We start from the raw sequence: 18379 nt of genomic DNA on the forward strand, positions 1-18379 counted from the left end.
ATCGACGCGTTGTTGATGAGGACGCCGTGGCCCTGTTCGCGGAAATGGGGCAGCGCTGCACGAGCGCCATGGATATACCCGAACAGATTCGTCTCGATCACGCGCCGATAGGCGTCCATCGGCGCCTCCTCGAAACGCGCGAAGAGCGTCACGGCGGCGTTGTTCACCCACACGTCGATCCGCCCGAAATTCTCGATGGCCGCACGGGCGAGGGCCTGCACGGCCTGTGGATCCGTCACGTCGGTCGGCACCGCGATCGCCCGCGCGCCGAAATTGCGGCTTTCCTGGGCCGCCTCCTCCAATGCCCGTTCCCGCCGCGCCGCCAGGACCAGGGCGGCGCCGCGCTTGGCGAAGGCATGTGCAGCGGCGCGGCCGATGCCGCTCGAGGCTCCGGTGATAACGACGACCGCATCCTGGAGTTTCCGTGCCATCGACCGCCCCGAGAACACCGTTTCCCGGCGTAAGTGCTGCCGGATGAAAGCTTGCAAAGGGTTCAATCGGATCGTCGCGATCGAAGTTCCGCCTTCTGCGCCGGTCGTCAGGATCTTTTGGCCCGGCTCGTGGTAGCGGGCGTCGCCACCTTCCCGGCGCGGCGAAGGCCTGTGACGTCGCACGACCGGCACCGCTCGAAGCTCCCGTGATCACGACTATCTTCTTGCAGAGCCCTGGTTCCAGACTCCTTCACGTCGGCCGGGCCGCCGCATGGTACATGATGCCGTGGCCCATGAGTTCGCCATGGATGCCGCATATCCGAGGATCAGGCGCGACATGCCGTTTTCCAATGCCCCCGCCAGCCTTCTCCGCGCCCTGTCCGAGCGCGGCTACGCCGAGCCGACCCCGGTCCAGGCCGCGGTGCTTCAGCCCGACAGCATGGACCGGGACCTGCTGGTCTCGGCGCAAACCGGCTCCGGCAAGACCGTCGCCTACGGCCTCGCGCTCGGCGCCACGCTGCTCGGCCTGCCATCGGCCGACGGCGCCGAGCGGTTCGGACCCGCCAAGGCTCCGGTCGCTCTGGCGATCGCCCCGACCCGCGAGCTCGCGCTCCAGGTCCAGCGTGAGCTCGACTGGCTCTACCAGCCCGCCGGCGCCCGCGTCCTCGCCTGCGTCGGCGGTATGGATGCGCGCCGCGAGCAGCGCCTGCTCGCGGCGGGATGCCATATCGTCGTTGGCACGCCCGGGCGCCTGCGCGACCATATCGAACGCGGCCAGCTCGACCTCTCGGAACTGCGCGCCGTGGTGCTGGACGAGGCCGACGAAATGCTCGATCTCGGCTTCCGGGAGGATCTCGAGGCGATCCTCGACACCGCGCCGGCGCAGCGCCGGACCCTGCTCTTCTCGGCGACCCTGCCGAAGGAGATCACCGCGCTCGCGCGGCGCTATCAGCATGACGCGCTGCGCATCGCCATGTCGCCGCGGGACGAGCCGCATGGCGACATCGAATACCGGGCGATGCCGGTCGCGCCGCACGAGGCGGAGCGCGCGGTGGTCAACATCCTCCGCTTCTTCGAGGCGCGCGGCGCCATCGTGTTCTGCTCGACCCGGGAGGCGGTCCGCCGCCTCCAGGGCAATCTCCTCGAACGCGGCTTCGCCGTCGTGGCGCTTTCGGGCGAGCTCAGCCAGATCGAGCGCAATCGGGCGCTGCAGGCGCTGCGCGACGGCCGCGCCCGGGTCTGCGTTGCCACCGATGTCGCGGCGCGCGGGCTCGATCTTCCCGATCTCGGCCTTGTCATCCACGCCGAGCTACCGCACGACCGTCAGGTCCTCCTGCACCGCAGCGGCCGCACCGGCCGGGCCGGCCGCAAGGGGGTCTGCGTGGTGCTGGTGCCCTACAACCGCCGGCGCCAGGCCGAACGGCTGCTCGCCGCGGCGCAGATCGAGGCGGTCTGGTCGCCGCCGCCGGCAGCGGACGAGATCCGCGGCCGCGATCAGCAGCGCCTCGCCGGGGACATCGGCCCGACCGAGCCGGCGACGGAGGAGGATCTGGCCGGGGCCCGGGCGCTGCTGGCCGAGCACGGCGCGGAGAACCTCGCTCTGGCGCTGGTCCGCCTGCATCGCAGCCTTCTGCCCGCTCCTGAGGAGCTCACGCCGCAGCCCGAGCGCGTGCCGTCGGCCGAGCGCCGCCCGTCGCGCCAGGCGAAGGAGGGCGGCGACGGTTCGGCCTGGTTCCGGCTGAATGTGGGCCGCAGCAACAACGCGGATCCTCGCTGGCTGCTGCCCTTCCTGTGCCGGCGCGGCCATGTCACCAAGGCCGAGATCGGCCGGATCGAGATCGCCGAGCGGCAGACCCGGGTCGAGATCGCGCGCCACGCCGCCGGCCGCTTCGCCGCCTCGATCCGTCGGCCGGACACTCAGGACGACCATATCCGGATCGAGGAGGAGCGAGCCTTCCGCCCCGCGCCGAAAGGCAGGTCTCCCCGGCCGAAGCCGGCTAGGCACTGAACGGGCAGACCGCCGGGCAGCCCTCGCAGGCGGCAAGCTCGCCAGTATAGGAGTGATGAGAAGCTCCGGCCTCACTTCCCTTGACTGACCCCCAGCAGACCCCATATTGGACCTTGCAATCCTCGCACCGGAAAACTTTGACTCCCCTGCCCTCTTGACTGAAGGTGGGCAGCACCGACATGAGAGTGGCGAGGATGATCGCTCTCCTTGAAACGTGGGAAGTGATCACCATATTTGATGCCAGGCACCGATGCTTGAATCCGGCGCCGCCGCTTCTCAGACAGCGCAAAGATCTGCAATCCCGGCTCCAGCCAGGCGACGATCCTTGTCCGTGAAGCAAATGGTTCTTGCACAGGTGAAGAAGAAGGAGAAACGCGCTGCTCGGTGCGCGTCGTCGTTTTTCTTTCCTCTTGCCCGGGCTGGCATCCTGCCCGGGCATTGTCGCGGGGTGGAGCAGCCCGGTAGCTCGTCAGGCTCATAACCTGAAGGTCGCAGGTTCAAATCCTGCCCCCGCAACCAAATTGAACATCGTACATCGGATTTCCGGACTGCCGCGCCACGCGCGAGGAAAGTCCGGGCTTCACCGGCACACCCCAGCAGGTAACGCCTGCCCGCCGCAAGGCGAGTCACGGCAACAGAGACGAGCCGTTCCGACCGGAACGGGTGAAACGGGCGACAGGATGGGGGAAGCGACCGCAAGAAAGGCCCTGTGACCCGTGTCGGGGAGGGCCATGGTGGCGGGCAAGGAGACGGCTGGCGACAGCGGTCCAAGAGGAATGGCAGTCCTAGACAGAACCCGGCTTACAGGAAATCCGATACCCGATCTCGATTCCGCGCCCGTGGCGGAACTGGCAGACGCGCATGGTTCAGGTCCATGTGCCGCGAGGCGTGGGGGTTCGACTCCCTCCGGGCGCACCAACTGGAGTGCGGGCGTAGCTCAGTGGTAGAGTACGACCTTGCCAAGGTCGGGGTCGTGGGTTCGATCCCCATCGCCCGCTCCATCGGTCGGAAAGCTCGAGCGCGAACCGGTTTGCGCGCGTGAGAGGCGGAGTGTGGCGCAGCCTGGCAGCGCACCTCGTTCGGGACGAGGGGGTCGCAGGTTCGAATCCTGCCACTCCGACCAGCGCGAAACCATCACGGAGGGGTGGCGGAGTCCGGCTGAACGCGCCCGCCTCGAAAGCGGGAAGGCCCGGCAAAGGGCCTCGGGGGTTCGAATCCCTCCCCCTCCGCCACCCTCCGCCTTCGGCTTCGGGTGGCAAGCCACGCGGTCGGGGCTCGTCTAACGGCAGGACGCCTGGCTTTGGCCCAGGTGATCGAGGTTCGAATCCTCGGCCCCGAGCCAAAGCGTCTTCTCGAAGTGACATTGGAGGGGTGGCCGAGCGGTTAAAGGCAGCAGTCTGTAAAACTGCCCTCACCTGAGTTCGTAGGTTCGAATCCTACCCCCTCCACCATCGTCATCCAGCTCCCTTGCGACCGTGGCGGAACCGGTAGACGCGCAGCGTTGAGGGCGCTGTGGGCGAGAGCTCGTGGGAGTTCGACTCTCCCCGGTCGCACCAACGCTAGGCTCTGCGGCCGTGGCGGAATTGGCAGACGCACCGCACTCAAAATGCGGCGCCCATGGCGTGCCGGTTCGAGTCCGGCCGGCCGCACCAGATCTAGCGATACATTCACGTCAAGGCGCTGTGGGAGAACGGCTATCCAGCGGACTGCAACTCCGCCTATGCCGGTTCGAGTCCGGCCGGCGCCTCCATGGAAGGGTGGCCGAGCGGCTGAAGGCGGCGGTTTGCTAAACCGCTATAGGGGCCGAAAGCCCCTATCGAGGGTTCGAATCCCTCCCCTTCCGCCATAAACCGCCGGTTCTACGCTATAGCGCGATATACGACCCCAAAGCGATCTGACCCGTCGGCGCAGTCCGTCGGACGAGTCGCGCGATTAAGCAGGAACGTACGTCAGCCTAACCGTGTCCTCGCCAACGAGATCGGTGGAAACAAGGCGGAGCGGCGGCCGTGGGCCGGCAAAGAATGGCTTGCCGCGACCAAGCACGATAGGGTGGAAGTAGAGTCGATACTCATCGATAAGACCAAGGTCAGCTAAGCTTCGTGCTAGGTCTGGTCCGGAAACTGCAATCTCCCCAACGAGCCGAGCCTTCAGGCTTCGTATCACCGCCTCGACGTCATCCTCGACAAGAGTCGCGTTGGGGCCGACCGACTTCAATGAGCGCGACACGACCCACTTCGGTTGGCGCCGCCACGCCGCCGCGAACTCGTGTTGCTCCGCACTCCACTCAGGACGGTCTTCGTCCCAATAACGCATGACCTCGTACATGCGCCGACCATACACACTGCCGGTCAGGTCGCGCACGTGCTCTATCCAGTGGCGAAAGAGCGCGGGGCCTGTCTGGATTTCCATGTGGTCGACGTAGCCGTCCAGAGATAGGTTCATTCCAAAGACAAGCTTCGCCATGCTACTAAATCTCCACCCCGAGATCTTCAGAATAGCTCAAATCGCCGTTTCGCTGAAGTGAGGTTGGCCGCAAACTGCGCGTCGCGTTGTCGGTTTGACGAACAGCCAGATGCCCGCTTGCCATCCAGTATTGCCGTTCGCTCGTAGGTATATCCAGGAGTGATGGAGGGCTATGGCGTAGGTATAGTTCTCATCGCTATCCCGTAGGCCCGCCACCCTGCGCCTTCGGCTTCGGGTGGCAGGCCCTATCTCGGTCTGATCGCCCTCTCGCACGCCTCCTTCGCTGCGCGGATCACATCGCCGTAGTCTTGTCCCGGCCCCGGTCCATTCTCCCAGGTGATCTGCACCACGCCGGCCCGGTCCACCTCGAACCGCCCTTTGTACGCGCCGCATGAAAGCGTCCCGCTGTTGCCGGCGAATTCGACAGTCCAATCAATCGGGGTACGGCACGTGGTCATGTCATGCCTCTCGCATTCGGCCGCTGCAGCTCGACGGGCCTTTCCGCCGAAGCAACGGCGGCTGCCGCCCAGGAGTTTCCCCTGAGCGCCTGTTCTCCGCCGCCCCTGCCCCATTCCGTTGAAACCATCCTCGGGCCGCCCGAGTTGACCTGCCGGGGGTCAGGCCTCGCAGATGATGTGCCCGCCGGAGCTTCAGGAGCGAGACTCGAACCGTTCGAACCGTGACCAGGTCCGGTTCCGCAGCGCGGCGGTGGACGTGAACGGCCTGTCGGTTCACATGATGGTGTCGGATCGCGAGCTTCCGCCCGAGGCGCCGCTTCTGGTTCTGGTGCATGGGCTCGGGCTGTCGCATCGCTACATGATGCCCGTGGCCAGCGAGCTCGCCATGGATTGCCGCGTCTACGTTCCGGACCTGCCGGGGTTCGGAAACAGCGGCCACCCCGAGCAGGTTCTGGACATGATGGGCCTGGGCGACGCCCTGGCCGATTGGATGCGCACGGTCGGGCTCGCCCGGGCAGCCATCCTCGGCAATTCGCAGGCATGCCAGGTCATCGGCCATCTGGCTGTCCGCCACCCCGACCTCGTCGGCCGGGCTATCCTGCAGGGTCCGACGACGCCGCCGGAGGAGCGGTCGTGGTTCTGGCAGTTCGTCCGCTGGCGTCAGAACGGAAAATACAATCCGAAGTCGCTGGACCCGATCTGCTGGGATGACTACCGGAGATGTGGCTTTCTCCGGGTATTGCGGACCTTCCAGCATTCGCTGAACGATCATCTCGAGGATCAGGCGCCGCACATCCGGGCGCCGACGCTGGTCGTGCGCGGGGAGTGCGACCCGATCTGCCGATCGGGCTGGACCCGGCAATTGGTGGATCTCCTGCCGGACGGGCACTTCGTCGAGATCCCGCGCGTCGCCCACACTCTGGTGTATACCGCCCCCCGGGAGTTGGCGGACGTCACCCGTTCATTCATCCCCGAGCATACGGGTCTGCTGAGGTGGCCGGCCGGTCAGGAACCGTCCCCGGGCCTGCGCTATTGGTCGCGGTAATGGTCGAGCGATACCATCTCACCTACGACCTCGTGGTCATCGGCACCGGCGTTGCGGCGACGACCGTGGCGACGGCCTGCCGCGCCGCCGGCTGGCGGGTCGCCGTGATCGATCATCGCCCGTTCGGCGGCACCTGCGCGCTCAGGGGGTGCGATCCGAAGAAGATGCTGGTGAGCGGCGCCGAGACCTTCGACCGGGCGCGGCGCATGCACGGCAACGGCGTCGCGGGAGATCTGCGCATCGGCTGGCCCGAGCTGGTCGCCTTCAAGCGGAGCTTCACCGATCCCGTTCCCGCAAGTCGCGAGCAGCAATATGTCGATGCCGGGATCGACGCCTTCCACGGCCTTGCCCGGTTTACCGGCCGGAACAAGCTGGAGGTCGACGGCAACGATCTCGAATCCCGGCACGTTCTGATCGCTGCCGGCGCCGAGCCGGTGCGGCTCGGCATTCCGGGCGAGGAGCACCTCGTGACCCATGAGGCGTTCATGACGCTCGACGAGCTGCCGCCGCGCATCCTGCTGGTCGGGGGCGGCTATATCGCCGCGGAGTTCTCGCACATCGCGGCCCGGGCCGGCGCGCGGGTGACGGTCCTGCAGCGGGGCGACCGCATGCTGAAGCGCTTCGATCCGGACCTGGTCGCCTGGCTGATGCAGAAGTTCCGGGACATCGGCATCGACGTGCATACGAACACGGCGGTCGAGGCCATCGAGAGGACCGAGACGGGCTTCTCGATCCTGACCCGGTCGCAAGGCGCGACCGAGCGCTTCCAGGCCGACCTCGTGGTCCATGCCGCCGGACGGGCGCCGGCGATCGATGCGCTCGATCTCGCCGCCACCGGGGTGGAGACGCAGGACGGCCGGATCCGGCTCGACGACCATCTGCGCAGCGTCTCGAACCCCACGATCTATGCGGCGGGCGATGCCGCCAATGTGGGGCCGCCGCTGACCCCGGTGTCGAGCCACGACGCCGAGGTCGTCGCCGCCAACCTGCTGGAGGGCAATCGGCGGAAGCCGGATTATCGCGGCGTGCCCAGCGTGGCCTTCACCGTTCCGCCGATCGCCGCGGTGGGGCTGAGCGAGGCCGAGGCCCGCGAGCGCGGATTGGCGTTCCGGGTGCAATGCCGGAAGACCTCCGACTGGTTCACCGCGCGGCAAGCCGCCGAGCCGGTGTCGGGATTCAAGGTGCTGGTGGAGGAGAAAACCGGCCGGATCCTCGGCGCCCATCTGCTCGGCCCCCACGCCGAGGAGATGATCAACCTGTTCGCCCTGGCGATCCGTCACGACCTCACGGCGGGGCAGATGAAATCCACCATGTTCGCCTATCCGACCGGCGCCTCCGACATCGCCTACATGCTCTGACCGGCAACTCTCACCGCGCCTGCTGGAACCGAGGGCCGCGGCCGCATGTTCGCTGGTCGGACGGCCGCACGACCGGCCGGCATCTCGATGAGCCTCCCCATGAACGTCTTAAGGGATCGGCGAGATCGGCATCGTCGGCGTGAACGCCGCCATCGCCAACGCCGTCTTCCACGCGACCGGCCGGCGCATCCGCCAGCTCCCGATCCGGATCGAACACCTGCTCTGATCAGCATATGAGACACCGACGGAGGAACCCATGGCATTCGCGCTCGAAAGCCCTGCGTTCCGCAGCGGCGAACGGATTCCGGACAGATACGCCCGCGATGGCGAGAACCTCTCGCCCCCGCTCGTCTGGAAGGACCCGCCGGCCGGAACCAAGAGCTTCATGCTGGTGGTGGAGGATCCCGACGCGCCCTCCGGCACGTTCCGTCACTGGGGCCTCTACGAGATCGACGCCAATCGCGATCGCCTGCCGGAGGGCGTCACGGCCGGCGCCAAGACCGAGAGCCTCGGCCACGGGGTGAACGATTTCGGCAATCCCCACTACGACGGGCCGCAGCCGCCGAAAGGCCACGGCGTCCACCACTATCACTTCCGCCTCGCTGCCCTCGATGTCGAGACGCTGCATTGCGACCGCAAGGCGAAGATCACCGGCGTGCTCGATGCGGCGAAACCCCATGTCATCGCCGAGGCGGAGCTCGTCGGCACCTACGAACGCAGATAGGCCATGCACAGGCTTCCGGGAAAGCCCGGCTCCTGCTGGACCGGGACGGCCGAAGGGACGGGCTACCCACCGCTGGAGGGCTCCGCGCACGCCGAGACGGTGGTGGTGGGCGCCGGCATCGTCGGCCTCACCACGGCCCTGCGCCTCCTCGAGGCGGGGCGCCCCGTCATCGTCGTCGAGGCGCTGCGGATCGGGCGACAGGTGACGGGCCGGTCGACGGCCAAGATCACGACGCAGCACCGGCTGATCTACCGCGACCTGATCGACAGCCTGGGATTCGACCGCGCCCGCGACTATGCCCAGGCCAACAGCGCCGGGGCGGAGCAGATCAAGCGCTGGATCGCCGAGCACGGCATCGGCTGCGATCTGGAGACGAAGCCCGCTTACGCCTATACGCAGGACCCGGCGCTGCGCGCCCGGATCGCGGCGGAGGCTGACGCCGCGCGGCAGCTGGGGCTGGCGGCGGAGGTGCTCGACAGCGCCCCGCTTCCCTTCGACACCGCAGGCGCGCTGCGCTTCCCGGATCAGGCCCAGTTCAACCCGGCCCGCTATCTGACCGGCCTCGCCACCGTCGTGGAGGCCCTCGGCGGGCAGATCCACGAGAACAGCCGTGTCCAAGCCATTGACGAGGCGAGCCGCTGGCGCGTCGCCACCGACGGCGGCACGGTGGAAGCCGGCAACGTGGTCGTCGCGACCAATATGAGCATCAAGAGCCCCGTCGACATGTCGGGCCGGACGCAGCCGCGCAGCCACGTCGCGATGGCCTTCCGCATCGACGATCCGTTGGTGATCGACGGCATGTTCATCACCGTCGAGGAGCCGACGCGGTCGCTGCGGACCGGCCGCGATGCCGACGGTCCGCTGCTCGTCGCCCTCGGGCCTCACTTCGCCACCGGCCAGGACGGGAATGTCGCCAGCCGGTTCGCCGAGCTGCAAGGCTGGGCCCGGACCCATCTGCCGGTCCGGAAGGTGGCGTGGCGCTGGTGCAACGAGGATTACGACACGGCGGACCGCATCGCCTATGCCGGCGAGCCGGCCCCGGAGAAGGCGCCCGGCTTCCACGTCGCCACGGGCTTCAACGCCTGGGGCATCACCAACGGGACGGCGGCTGGCCTGATGATCGCCGATCGGATCGCCGGCCGGCCGTGCCCCTGGACGGCGCTCTACGACCCCACGCGCCCTTATCCGGAGGACTTCCACAAGAGCGGCGACAGCCAGTCGATCGTCTCGAGCCCCGACGAGATCGCGCCCGGCCAGGGCGGCGTGATCATGCGCGGCGAGGACAAGATCGCCGCCTGGCGGGACGAGGCGGGAACGCTCTCCCTGCTCTCCGCGACCTGCACCCACAAGGGCTGCACGGTCACCTGGAACAACGCGGACCGCACCTGGGACTGCCCGTGCCACGGCTCGATCTTCGCCGCCGATGGGACGGTCATCCATGGGCCTGCGAAAGAACCGCTGCCGAACTTCGAATGAGAGCCCGAGATCCTCGACCGCCCGAAACGGGACCAACGCCATGCTATCGAAGACGATCACCGGCGATATTCTGATCGGCGCAGTCGCGATCAGCCCGGCCGAACGGCCGCTGCGCGCCGTGAACCCCGACACCGGCGCCGGGCTCGATCCCCCCTTCGCCTTCGCCGGCGAGGCGGAGGTGGCGCAGGCCTGCGAGCTCGCCTGGTCCGCCTTTCACGCCTATCGCCAGACCGGCCTCGAGGAGCGGGCGCGGTTCCTGGAGGCGATCGCCCGCAACATCCTCGAGCTCGGCGACATTCTCGTCGACCGCGCGATCGCCGAGACCGGGCTGCCGAAGCCCCGCATCGAGGGCGAGCGGGCGCGCACCGTGGGACAGCTGCGCCTGTTCGCCCAAGTGGTCCGAAGTGGCGAGTGGCTCGACCTGCGCATCGATCCGGCCCAGCCGGAGCGGCAGCCGCTGCCGCGCGTCGATCTGAAGCTGCGGCAGATCCCGCTCGGCCCGGTCGCGGTGTTCGGCTCCAGCAATTTCCCGCTGGCCTTCTCGGTGGCCGGCGGCGACACGGCCTCGGCGCTGGCCGCCGGCTGCCCGGTGGTGGTGAAGGGGCACCCGGCGCATCCCGGCACCGGCGAGCTGGTCGGCCGCGCCATCCTGGCGGCGGCCGGCGAATGCGACATGCCGGAGGGCGTGTTCTCGCTGCTCCCCGGCGGCGTCGACACCGGCACGGCTCTCGTCAGGCACCCGCACATCAAGGCGGTCGGCTTCACCGGGTCGCGCCAAGGCGGGCTGGCCCTGGTCTCGGTCGCGGCGCAGCGGCCGGAGCCGATTCCGGTCTATGCCGAGATGAGCAGCGTCAACCCGGTGTTCCTGCTGCCCGCCGCCCTCGCCGCCCGGGCCGAGGCGATCGCCGCCGGCTTCGTCGACTCGCTGACGCTGGGCGCCGGCCAGTTCTGCACCAATCCCGGCCTGATCTTCGCCATCGACGGGGCCGATCTCGACCGCTTCGCCGCGGTGGCGGGCGCGGCGCTCGCGGCCCGGGAGCCCGCGCCGATGCTGACGGCAGGCATCCACAAGGCCTTCGCGGCGGGCGTGCAGGCGCTCGAGAGCAATCCGGCCGTGCGGACGGTGGCGCGCGGCCAGGCCGGCGACGGCATCAACCGCAGCCCGGCCGCTCTGTTCAGCACGGAGGCGGTCAGCTTTGCCGCGGATGAGCGGCTGGCGCATGAGGTGTTCGGCGCCTCCTCCCTGATCGTGTGCTGCACGACTGTCGAGGAGATGGTGGCCGTGGCCGAGCGGCTGGAAGGCCAGCTGACCGCGACGCTCCATGTCGAAGCGCCGGATGCCGACCTCGCCCGCCGTCTGATCCCGATCCTGGAGCGCAAGGCCGGCCGCATCCTCGCCAATGGCTGGCCGACGGGGGTCGAGGTCGGCCATGCCATGATGCATGGCGGGCCTTTCCCCGCCACCTCCGACAGCCGTTCGACCTCCGTGGGGACGCTGGCGATCCGGCGCTTCCTGCGGCCGGTCTGCTACCAGGACCTGCCGGAAGAGCTGCTGCTGCCGGAGCTGCGGCCGGAGGGCTTCAGGAGGCTGCCGCATCTTGTCGACGGGATGCGCCGCTGACGAGAGAGGCGACGCCCCGCGCCTCCCGTTTCGTCCCGCTTCAAGCACCCGGCTTCCCTTCTGTCCGGACCGGGCTCATGTGGCATCGGCAGCTCGCGAAAGATCTCGTCGAGGCGCAGCTTGCCGGGCAGAACGCGCGACGCAGTCGCCTGAGCATCGGGTCCGAACAGCCTCAGCCGACGTTCAGCCGGTTGCACTTCGATCAGAATCGCCAGGGCAATATCGCGGCCGGCCTCGTCCGAAACACCGACGAGCAGCCGAGGGGGGAGGTCGCGTGGGCCGATTCCGGCCAGGCTGTCCGTGCTCAGGCGCCAGACCGAGCTTCCCTCGAAATACCGTCGGAACGCATTTCGGCGGGCCTGCTCGCGCTGAGATCGGGTCTTGCGTCGTGCGTCGGGAGAGGGAAGAAGCCGCAGAACGGGTCTGTCCTCCTCCTGGGCGATAAGGGCATCCAGATGCCGCCCGCTGCCCAGGGCGACGACGAGATCGGGGCGCACGGCCGCCAGCTTCGCCGCTTTGAGACGCTGGCCGACGCCGCTGAGCAATCCGCTGGTGTTCACCGCGACGAGATCGGCTTCGGCCTCGTCCACGAGCCGCCGCGTGCCGGTCACGACCTGTGCGAACCCATGAACCGGGTTGGTCGTGCCGACGAATGCGAGGGCGGCGGTCTTCGCAGGATCGTCCTCATGGCAGAGCGTGACGGCGGCAGGCGGTCCGACCGTCTTCTGACCCACATCGGCATCGACGAGAGCGGTGCTGCGCCGCCGCCGGAGCGCCTGAGCCAGGAGAGCACGGCAGAAGCTGCTCTTTCCGACATCGGCCGCTCCGATAACGACGATCCGGCGGATGCCTCCCGCGAGGATCGCATGGAGGGCCCGGCTCCAGTCGTCAGGAATGTCGAGCACCGGACGGGACTCGCCGTTCTGATCCCCTGACATGAACGCCAAGGCCGCCTACTTCCTTCCCGCGACGCTCACCAGCTGGTCGAGATCGTCCAGCGCCAGGCGCGCTCCCATGGCTTCGAGCCATTGCACCGCCCGCACCCGAAGATTGCTTCCGACGCGCGCGGCGCCCGCGTCGTCCGTCGCGTGCAGATACCGCATCAGTTGCAACGCGCCTTCACGCAGATGCGGCTCAACGCTGGATCCGGAGGACGGCCCGATGGTGCGGTCGATATAGGAGAGCAGGTCCGCCGCCGTGTACAGCGCCTCGCTTCGGCCGCCGATCGCGAACACCAGGGGTGGCTCGAACGCCGCCGAGTGAAGCCTCGAGCTCCCGACTCTGAACATGCTTGCCTCCGCGGCCGACGCCAGCTTCGCCTCTGGCCACGCAGATGCAACACGGGATGCGGCGAAATCGTTTCCCGCCAGCCGTCAGCCGGCGGCCCAGGTTTCGGCGATCGCGATCACCGCGGCATTGATCGGACCGCTCGTGACCGAGGGAATCACCGAAGCGTCGACGACGAAAAGATTGTCGATGCCGCACACCCGCAGCGAGCCGTCGACCACCGGCCCCAGGCTGCAGGTGCCCACCGGATGATGATGGGTCATCGCTGCCCTAGCCAGGAAAACGTCGAGATCCTCATCCGTTTCCACCCCCGGGCCGGGCAGGATCTCGCCGTCGCTCCAGTCCGAGAGCGGTGCGGCCCGGCCGACTATGCGGGCCAGGCGCAGCGCCGCCCGGAAGGTTCGGCGGTCGTGCTCGGTCGAGAGATAGGCGGGATCGATGATCGGATCGTCCGTGACCGAAGGCCCGCCGGGCCGGATCGAGCCGCGGCTGGTCGGATGGGTGACGCCGCACATGATCGTATAGGCGGTGCCGGCCGCCGGCCGGTCGAAGGCCTCGGTCACCACCGGCAACACGACGTAGGCCAGGACGACGTCCGGCGCCCCTTCGGCCCGGACGGGATCGTCGCTGTCCAGATACATCAGCGATTCCGAATGCTGCAGCCGCGACCGCGCGACCGGCCGCCTGGAGCGGTAGACGTTGCCGGCGGCGAGCAGGTGGTCGTGCAGGTTGCGGCCGACCTCCGGCAATTCGTGCCGGCAGGCGATGCCGGCCCCACGCAGGGTCTCCGGGTCGCCGATGCCGGACCGCATCAGGAGCAGCGGCGAGGCGACCGCGCCGGCGCAGAGCACGATCCGGTCGGCGGTCACGATCTCCTCCGCCCCGTGCCGGGTGACCCGCACGCCGCGGACCCGGCCGGACTGCAATACCAAGTCATGGACCAGGATCTCGGTCAGCAGCGTCAGGTTCGGCCGTCCGAGGACCGGCGCGAGATAGGCGTCGGCGACGCTGAGGCGCCGTCCATCGCGGATCGTCAGCTGGTTCGGCGCCACCCCGGCCAGCGGCCCGGCATTGTGGTCGCCGAGCCAGGGCGCGCCGATCGCCAGGCCCGCCTCCATATAGGCGCGGACCAGCGGATGGATCTGCTCGTCCGGCAGCAGCACGTCGAGTGGCCCAGCATCACCGTGAACGGCCGATGCCCCGCCCGAGAAGCGCTCGCTGCGGCGGAAGGCCGGCAGCAGCGCCTCGTAGGACCAGCCCGGGCCGCCCGCCGCCGCCCAGGGCGCGAAGTCGTCCGGATGGCCGCGGACATGCGCCATCGCGTGCAGGCAGCTGGAACCGCCGACGACGCGGCCGCGCGGCCAGTCGTGGACGCGGCCGGCGGTGCCAGGCTGGGCCACGGTGCGATAGGCCCAGTCGTAGGCCCGTCCCTGCAGGAAGGGCCATTGTGCGGGCACGGCGATGTCCGGATCGGTCGGCATCGCCCCGGCCTCGATCAGGCCGACGGACTGGCAGGGATCCTCGCTGAGCCGCGCCGCCACCACCGAGCCGGCGGAGCCGGCGCCGATCACCAGCACGTCGAAACCGGCCATGACCGCGTGCTCCGCTGCGATGGGGGGAAGGGCCGTCAGGCCACGGCCATGCCAGGGCCGAGGCGGTCGAAGATCTGGCGCTGCACCGCCCCGAGATGGGCCCGCATCGCCTGTTCCGCCGCAGCCGGATCGCGCGCCGCGATGGCGTCGGCGATCGCCTTGTGCTCGGCGTCGCGCTGCCGCAGTCGGTTCGGGCAGCTCGGGTTGTCGCTGTTGCCGAAGCGCAGCCGGGCGTCGGTCGCCACCTGGCGGATCAAGGCGTAGAGCTCGGTCGCCAAGCTGTTGCGGGCGCCGGCCGCCACCGCCTTGTGGAAGGCCAGATCGACCGCCCCAGCAGACGCCCCCGCCGGCGTGCTCGCGGCACGCTGGATGCGCATGATCTCGAAAGGTGAGGCGCGCAGCGCGGCCAGCCGGGCCAGCGCAGGTTCCAGCATCATGCGCAGCTCGATGATCTCGACCGGATTGGTGTCGCGGGCGAGGTCATCGCCCCGCCGCGGAGCCGAGGTCCGCGGCCGCCCGGTCCGCGCCGGCCCCAGCTCCCCCGCCGCGCGCAGCTGGTCGAGGGCCCGGCGCAGCCGGTGCCGCTTGACATTCAGCCGCTCCGCCAATGCCCGCTCCGAAGGCGTGCCGCTGCCCTCGGCCAGAATGCCGCGCAGCGCCGCGACGATCTCGGCGAGGCTGTCGTCGCGGGTGGAGGGATCTGGCGTCTGATCGTCGGCGTTCTGGTGATCGGAAGGCGCCGATCGGTTCATCCTGGTCCCTCTGGCTTGCTTCGGTTTCTTGACGTCTGTTCCGGCGGCCGGTCCACCACAGCCGCAGCATCGGCAGTTCCGACCACATGGGCCACCATATCAACCATTCGCCATGGTTGACAAGAATGGTTGGCAGTGGTCGAGTTGTTCCCGGCAAGCGCCGCCCAGATCGGCGCAGCCCCGACAGGAGGCTTCCGATGCCCGGACAACCGGTCGACCGCGCCCGGTCGACGGACCCGACGGAATGGGGGACGCCGTGAGCCCCGCCGCCGGCTACGACACCATCATCGTCGGCGCCGGCTCCGCCGGCTGCGTCCTCGCCGCGCGGCTGAGCGAGGATCCCGCCCGCCGCGTGCTGCTGCTGGAGGCCGGCGGCTGGGATCGCGACCCGTGGATCCACATCCCTCTCGGCTGGGGCAAGATCCTGCAGAAGCGGCTGCACGACTGGATGTATTTCTGCGAGCCCGAGGCCAGTGTCGACGGTCGCCGCGTGGAATGCGCCCGCGGCAAGGTGGTCGGCGGCTCCTCCTCCACCAACGCCATGGCCTATGTCCGCGGCAATCGCGGCGACTACGACCGCTGGGCCGCCTCCGGGCTGGAGGAATGGTCCTACGTCCACGCCCTGCCCTATTTCCGGCGGCTCGAATCCTGGGAAGACGGCGCGGATGCCTGGCGTGGCGGCGACGGGCCGATGCGGGTGCAGCATTGCCGCTACCAGGACCCGCTGCTCGAGGCCTATGCCGCCGCCGGGCAGGCCGCCGGGCATGGCTGGACCGAGGACTACAACGGCGCCCGGCAGGAGGGCTTCGGCCGGCTGCAGATGACCATTCGCGACGGCCGGCGCTGCAGCGCGGCGACCGCCTATCTACGGCCGGCGCTGCGGCGGCCGAATCTGACCGTCTCGGTCGGGTCGATGGCCACGCGCATCCTGTTCGAGGGAACCCGCGCGATCGGCATCGAATACGTCAAGGACGGCCAGATCAGGACCGCCCGGGCGGATCGCGAGGTGATCCTGTCCGGCGGCGTCATCAACAGCCCGCAGCTGCTGATGCTGTCCGGCATCGGCGATCCCGACCGGCTGGCGGCGCAGGGCATCGGCACCCGCATCCCGCTCAAAGGCGTCGGCCGCAACCTGCAGGACCATGTCTCGACCATCCTGATGTACCAGCGGCGCGAGCCGGGGCCGTTCCACCGGATGATGCGGGCCGATCGGATCGTGCTGGAGCTCGGCAAGGCCTATGCCTTCGGCAAGGGCTTCGCCGCCGATGTGCCGGGCGGCGTGGTCGCCTTCCTGAAGAGCCGGGCGGAGCTGTCGCTGCCGGATGTGCAGTTCCTGCTGACTGCGGCGCCGCTCGGCGCCTGGCCCTATTTCAAGCCGTTCAAGCAGCCCTTCACCGATGCCTTCGCCTGCCGTGTGGTGGCGATCCAGCCGGAGAGCCGCGGCACCGTCTCCCTCGCCTCCGCCGATCCGATGGCGGCACCGGTGATCCGCCAGAACTTCCTGGCGACCGACGGGGATTGGAAGAGCCTGCGCGCCGGCATCCGGATGGCGCGGGAGGTGATGGCGCAGGGCCCGATGGCCCGCTTCGTCGCCCGCGAATCCGCACCCGGCGCGGCCAAGGCCTCGGATGCCGAGATCGATGCCTACATCCGCGCCACCTCGATCACCGTGCATCACCCGCTCGGCACCTGCCGGATGGGCGTGTCGGCCGATGACGGAGCGGTCGTCGACCCGCAGCTGCGGGTGCATGGCGCCGAAGGCCTGCGCGTCGTCGACGCCGCGGTGATGCCCGACCTGACCTGCGGCAACATCAACGCCCCGGTGCTGATGATCGCCGAGCGCGCCGCCGACCTGATCCACGGCGTGCCCACTCTGGCGCCGGCGGCGATCCCGACCAATGAAACAACCAATCATCAACCAAACACCGCTCAACCAAACAATACGGTTGAAACGGTCGACCAGAGGGCATACGGTCGTGGTTAAGGTTGAACGACAATCCAAAAACAGGGGTGCGACATGACGGACACGCGCGCCGCGGCGCAAGGGGCGTCCAATCGCGACGCCGCCCTGAAGGCGCTGTACGATGACGTCTTCAACAAGAACATGTTCCCGTTCTGGGCCAGCTCGACCGACGTCGATCACGACGAGATCAGGCAGCTGATGGGCACCCAGAAGGCCGTGCCCTTCCTGTGGCGCTACCGGGAGGACATCGCGCCGATCCTGCAGCGCTCGGCCGAGCTGATCCACATGGACGATTCCGAGCGGCGCTCGCTGATCCTGGTCAATCCCGGCCTGTCGCCGCGACGGGCGACGGTCAGCACCATGTACACGGCCTACCGGCTGAACGACCCGAACGAGGTGATGCCGCCGCACCGGCATTCGCCCAGCGCCATCCGCTTCGGCCTGACCGGCAAGAGCAACTTCACCGGCGTGGAGGGCGAGGACATCACCTTCGGTCCGGGCGACATGGTGCTGACGCCGATCGATGCCTGGCACAACCATGGCAACACGGGCGACGAGCCGGCGGTCAATCTCTCGGTGCTGGACCTGCCGCTGGTCGAGACTCTGAACGCCGTGTATTTCGAGCACGATTACGCCGAAGCCGGCGTCGCCAAGAAGGTGCAGAGCGCCCGCTTCCCCGACGACTATTCCGCCCGCGTCTACGGCGCCGGCGGGCTGCGGCCGCGCTTCATCGACCACCATCGCGGCTCCGGCCTGTCGTCGCCGATGTATGTCTATCGCTGGGACGCGATGCGGGAGCAGTTGGAGCGGTTCAAGGACTGGGACGGCGACCCGTATGAGGCGCTGATGATCGAGTATGTCGACCCGCTGACCGGCGGGCCGGTGTTCAAGACCATCACCTTCTTCGCCCAGATGCTGCGGCCGGGCGAGCGGACCCGCCCGCTGCGCCAGACCGCCAGCCTCCTGGTGGCGCCGTTCCAGGGCAGCGGCCATTCCATGGTCGACGGCAAGCGCTTCGACTGGACCGAGTTCGACACGCTGGCGGTGCCCGGAGGGTCGTGGTGCGAGCATGTGAACGGGTCCGGCACCGAGCCCGCGATCCTGTTCGTCGCCAGCGACGAGCCGGCGCAGAAGGCCTTCGGCCTGTTCCGCAAATGGGGCCGCGACGCCAGCGGCGACGTGGTCCGCATGATCTGACGGC

The 18379-nt window shown here is 68.8% G+C and carries 14 protein-coding genes, 11 tRNA genes and 1 other RNA gene; 20 read left to right on the top strand and 6 right to left on the bottom strand.

Features of this window, described 5'->3' with window-relative positions:
* On the bottom strand, nt 1-623 hold a 623-nt coding region (locus KXR53_RS28025; RefSeq protein ID WP_437378602.1), incomplete at its 3' end, for an SDR family NAD(P)-dependent oxidoreductase.
* Nucleotides 624-768: 145 nt separating this feature from the next.
* On the opposite strand from KXR53_RS28025, the gene KXR53_RS28030 reads away from it, so the two are divergent.
* The 13 genes from KXR53_RS28030 to KXR53_RS28090 all read left to right on the top strand — a co-directional run bounded on the left by KXR53_RS28030 (nt 769) and on the right by KXR53_RS28090 (nt 4285).
* Complete coding sequence (locus KXR53_RS28030) at nt 769-2439, top strand: DEAD/DEAH box helicase (protein ID WP_437378603.1); 1671 nt, start codon at nt 769-771, stop codon at nt 2437-2439.
* Nucleotides 2440-2881: 442 nt separating this feature from the next.
* A tRNA-Met gene (locus tag KXR53_RS28035) sits at nt 2882-2958 on the top strand.
* A 16-nt stretch (nt 2959-2974) separates the two neighbouring features.
* Nucleotides 2975-3259: RNase P RNA component class A (rnpB, locus tag KXR53_RS28040), an RNA gene on the top strand.
* Nucleotides 3260-3272: 13 nt separating this feature from the next.
* Nucleotides 3273-3357 (top strand) — tRNA-Leu (locus KXR53_RS28045).
* 8 nt (nt 3358-3365) lie between these two features.
* A tRNA-Gly gene (locus KXR53_RS28050) sits at nt 3366-3440 on the top strand.
* Between the two features lie 45 nt (nt 3441-3485).
* Nucleotides 3486-3562, top strand: a tRNA-Pro gene (locus KXR53_RS28055).
* Between the two features lie 15 nt (nt 3563-3577).
* Nucleotides 3578-3671: transfer RNA gene (locus KXR53_RS28060), tRNA-Ser, on the top strand.
* A 36-nt stretch (nt 3672-3707) separates the two neighbouring features.
* Nucleotides 3708-3781: transfer RNA gene (locus KXR53_RS28065), tRNA-Gln, on the top strand.
* A gap of 23 nt (nt 3782-3804) precedes the next feature.
* Nucleotides 3805-3890: transfer RNA gene (locus KXR53_RS28070), tRNA-Tyr, on the top strand.
* Nucleotides 3891-3908: 18 nt separating this feature from the next.
* Nucleotides 3909-3995: transfer RNA gene (locus KXR53_RS28075), tRNA-Leu, on the top strand.
* A 12-nt stretch (nt 3996-4007) separates the two neighbouring features.
* Nucleotides 4008-4091: transfer RNA gene (locus KXR53_RS28080), tRNA-Leu, on the top strand.
* Between the two features lie 24 nt (nt 4092-4115).
* Nucleotides 4116-4189: transfer RNA gene (locus KXR53_RS28085), tRNA-Cys, on the top strand.
* A 1-nt stretch (nt 4190) separates the two neighbouring features.
* Nucleotides 4191-4285, top strand: a tRNA-Ser gene (locus KXR53_RS28090).
* Nucleotides 4286-4371: 86 nt separating this feature from the next.
* Here the strand turns inward: KXR53_RS28090 and KXR53_RS28095 are convergent.
* Nucleotides 4372-4902, bottom strand: coding sequence for a dihydrofolate reductase family protein (locus tag KXR53_RS28095; RefSeq protein WP_437378604.1), 531 nt, complete (start codon nt 4900-4902; stop codon nt 4372-4374).
* 630 nt (nt 4903-5532) lie between these two features.
* Between KXR53_RS28095 and KXR53_RS28100 the strand changes: the two genes are divergently transcribed.
* From KXR53_RS28100 to KXR53_RS28120, 5 genes are all read left to right on the top strand, one after another.
* Nucleotides 5533-6405: an alpha/beta fold hydrolase gene (locus KXR53_RS28100; protein ID WP_437378605.1), complete on the top strand. Its 873-nt coding sequence runs from the start codon at nt 5533-5535 to the stop codon at nt 6403-6405.
* On the top strand, nt 6405-7763 hold the full coding sequence (locus KXR53_RS28105; protein WP_437378606.1) for a dihydrolipoyl dehydrogenase family protein: 1359 nt from the start codon (nt 6405-6407) through the stop codon (nt 7761-7763). Before KXR53_RS28100 ends, KXR53_RS28105 begins: the two co-directional genes overlap by 1 nt.
* 256 nt (nt 7764-8019) lie before the next feature.
* Nucleotides 8020-8487: a YbhB/YbcL family Raf kinase inhibitor-like protein gene (locus tag KXR53_RS28110; protein WP_437378607.1), complete on the top strand. Its 468-nt coding sequence runs from the start codon at nt 8020-8022 to the stop codon at nt 8485-8487.
* Between the two features lie 3 nt (nt 8488-8490).
* Nucleotides 8491-9963 (top strand): FAD-dependent oxidoreductase, encoded by a 1473-nt coding sequence (locus KXR53_RS28115; RefSeq protein WP_437378608.1) that lies wholly within the window; start codon nt 8491-8493, stop codon nt 9961-9963.
* Between the two features lie 40 nt (nt 9964-10003).
* Nucleotides 10004-11584 carry an aldehyde dehydrogenase (NADP(+)) gene (locus KXR53_RS28120; RefSeq protein WP_437378609.1) on the top strand — a complete coding sequence of 527 codons (1581 nt, stop codon included), beginning with the start codon at nt 10004-10006 and terminating at the stop codon, nt 11582-11584.
* Here the strand turns inward: KXR53_RS28120 and KXR53_RS28125 are convergent.
* From KXR53_RS28125 to KXR53_RS28140, 4 genes are all read right to left on the bottom strand, one after another.
* Complete coding sequence (locus KXR53_RS28125; protein ID WP_437378699.1) at nt 11491-12522, bottom strand: Clp1/GlmU family protein; 1032 nt, start codon at nt 12520-12522, stop codon at nt 11491-11493. The two genes, KXR53_RS28120 and KXR53_RS28125, sit on opposite strands and share 94 nt — an antisense overlap.
* Before the next feature lie 15 nt (nt 12523-12537).
* Complete coding sequence (locus tag KXR53_RS28130) at nt 12538-12819, bottom strand: hypothetical protein (RefSeq protein ID WP_437378610.1); 282 nt, start codon at nt 12817-12819, stop codon at nt 12538-12540.
* A gap of 138 nt (nt 12820-12957) precedes the next feature.
* On the bottom strand, nt 12958-14463 hold the full coding sequence (locus KXR53_RS28135; protein WP_437378611.1) for a GMC family oxidoreductase: 1506 nt from the start codon (nt 14461-14463) through the stop codon (nt 12958-12960).
* Between the two features lie 35 nt (nt 14464-14498).
* A complete protein-coding gene (locus tag KXR53_RS28140) occupies nt 14499-15215 on the bottom strand; it encodes a FadR/GntR family transcriptional regulator (RefSeq protein WP_437378612.1) in 717 nt (238 codons plus the stop codon).
* A 244-nt stretch (nt 15216-15459) separates the two neighbouring features.
* Here KXR53_RS28140 and KXR53_RS28145 point away from each other — a divergent pair, with 244 nt between their 5' ends.
* Nucleotides 15460-17199, top strand: coding sequence for a GMC family oxidoreductase (locus KXR53_RS28145; RefSeq protein ID WP_437378613.1), 1740 nt, complete (start codon nt 15460-15462; stop codon nt 17197-17199).
* Between the two features lie 33 nt (nt 17200-17232).
* Nucleotides 17233-18375, top strand: a complete 1143-nt coding sequence (locus KXR53_RS28150) for a cupin domain-containing protein (RefSeq protein WP_437378614.1) — start codon at nt 17233-17235, stop codon at nt 18373-18375.
* Nucleotides 18376-18379: the final 4 nt, after the last annotated feature.

The sequence above is a fragment of the Inquilinus limosus genome (assembly GCF_051487185.1).
In the GTDB taxonomy this organism is placed as follows: Bacteria; Pseudomonadota; Alphaproteobacteria; order DSM-16000; family Inquilinaceae; genus Inquilinus; species Inquilinus limosus_F.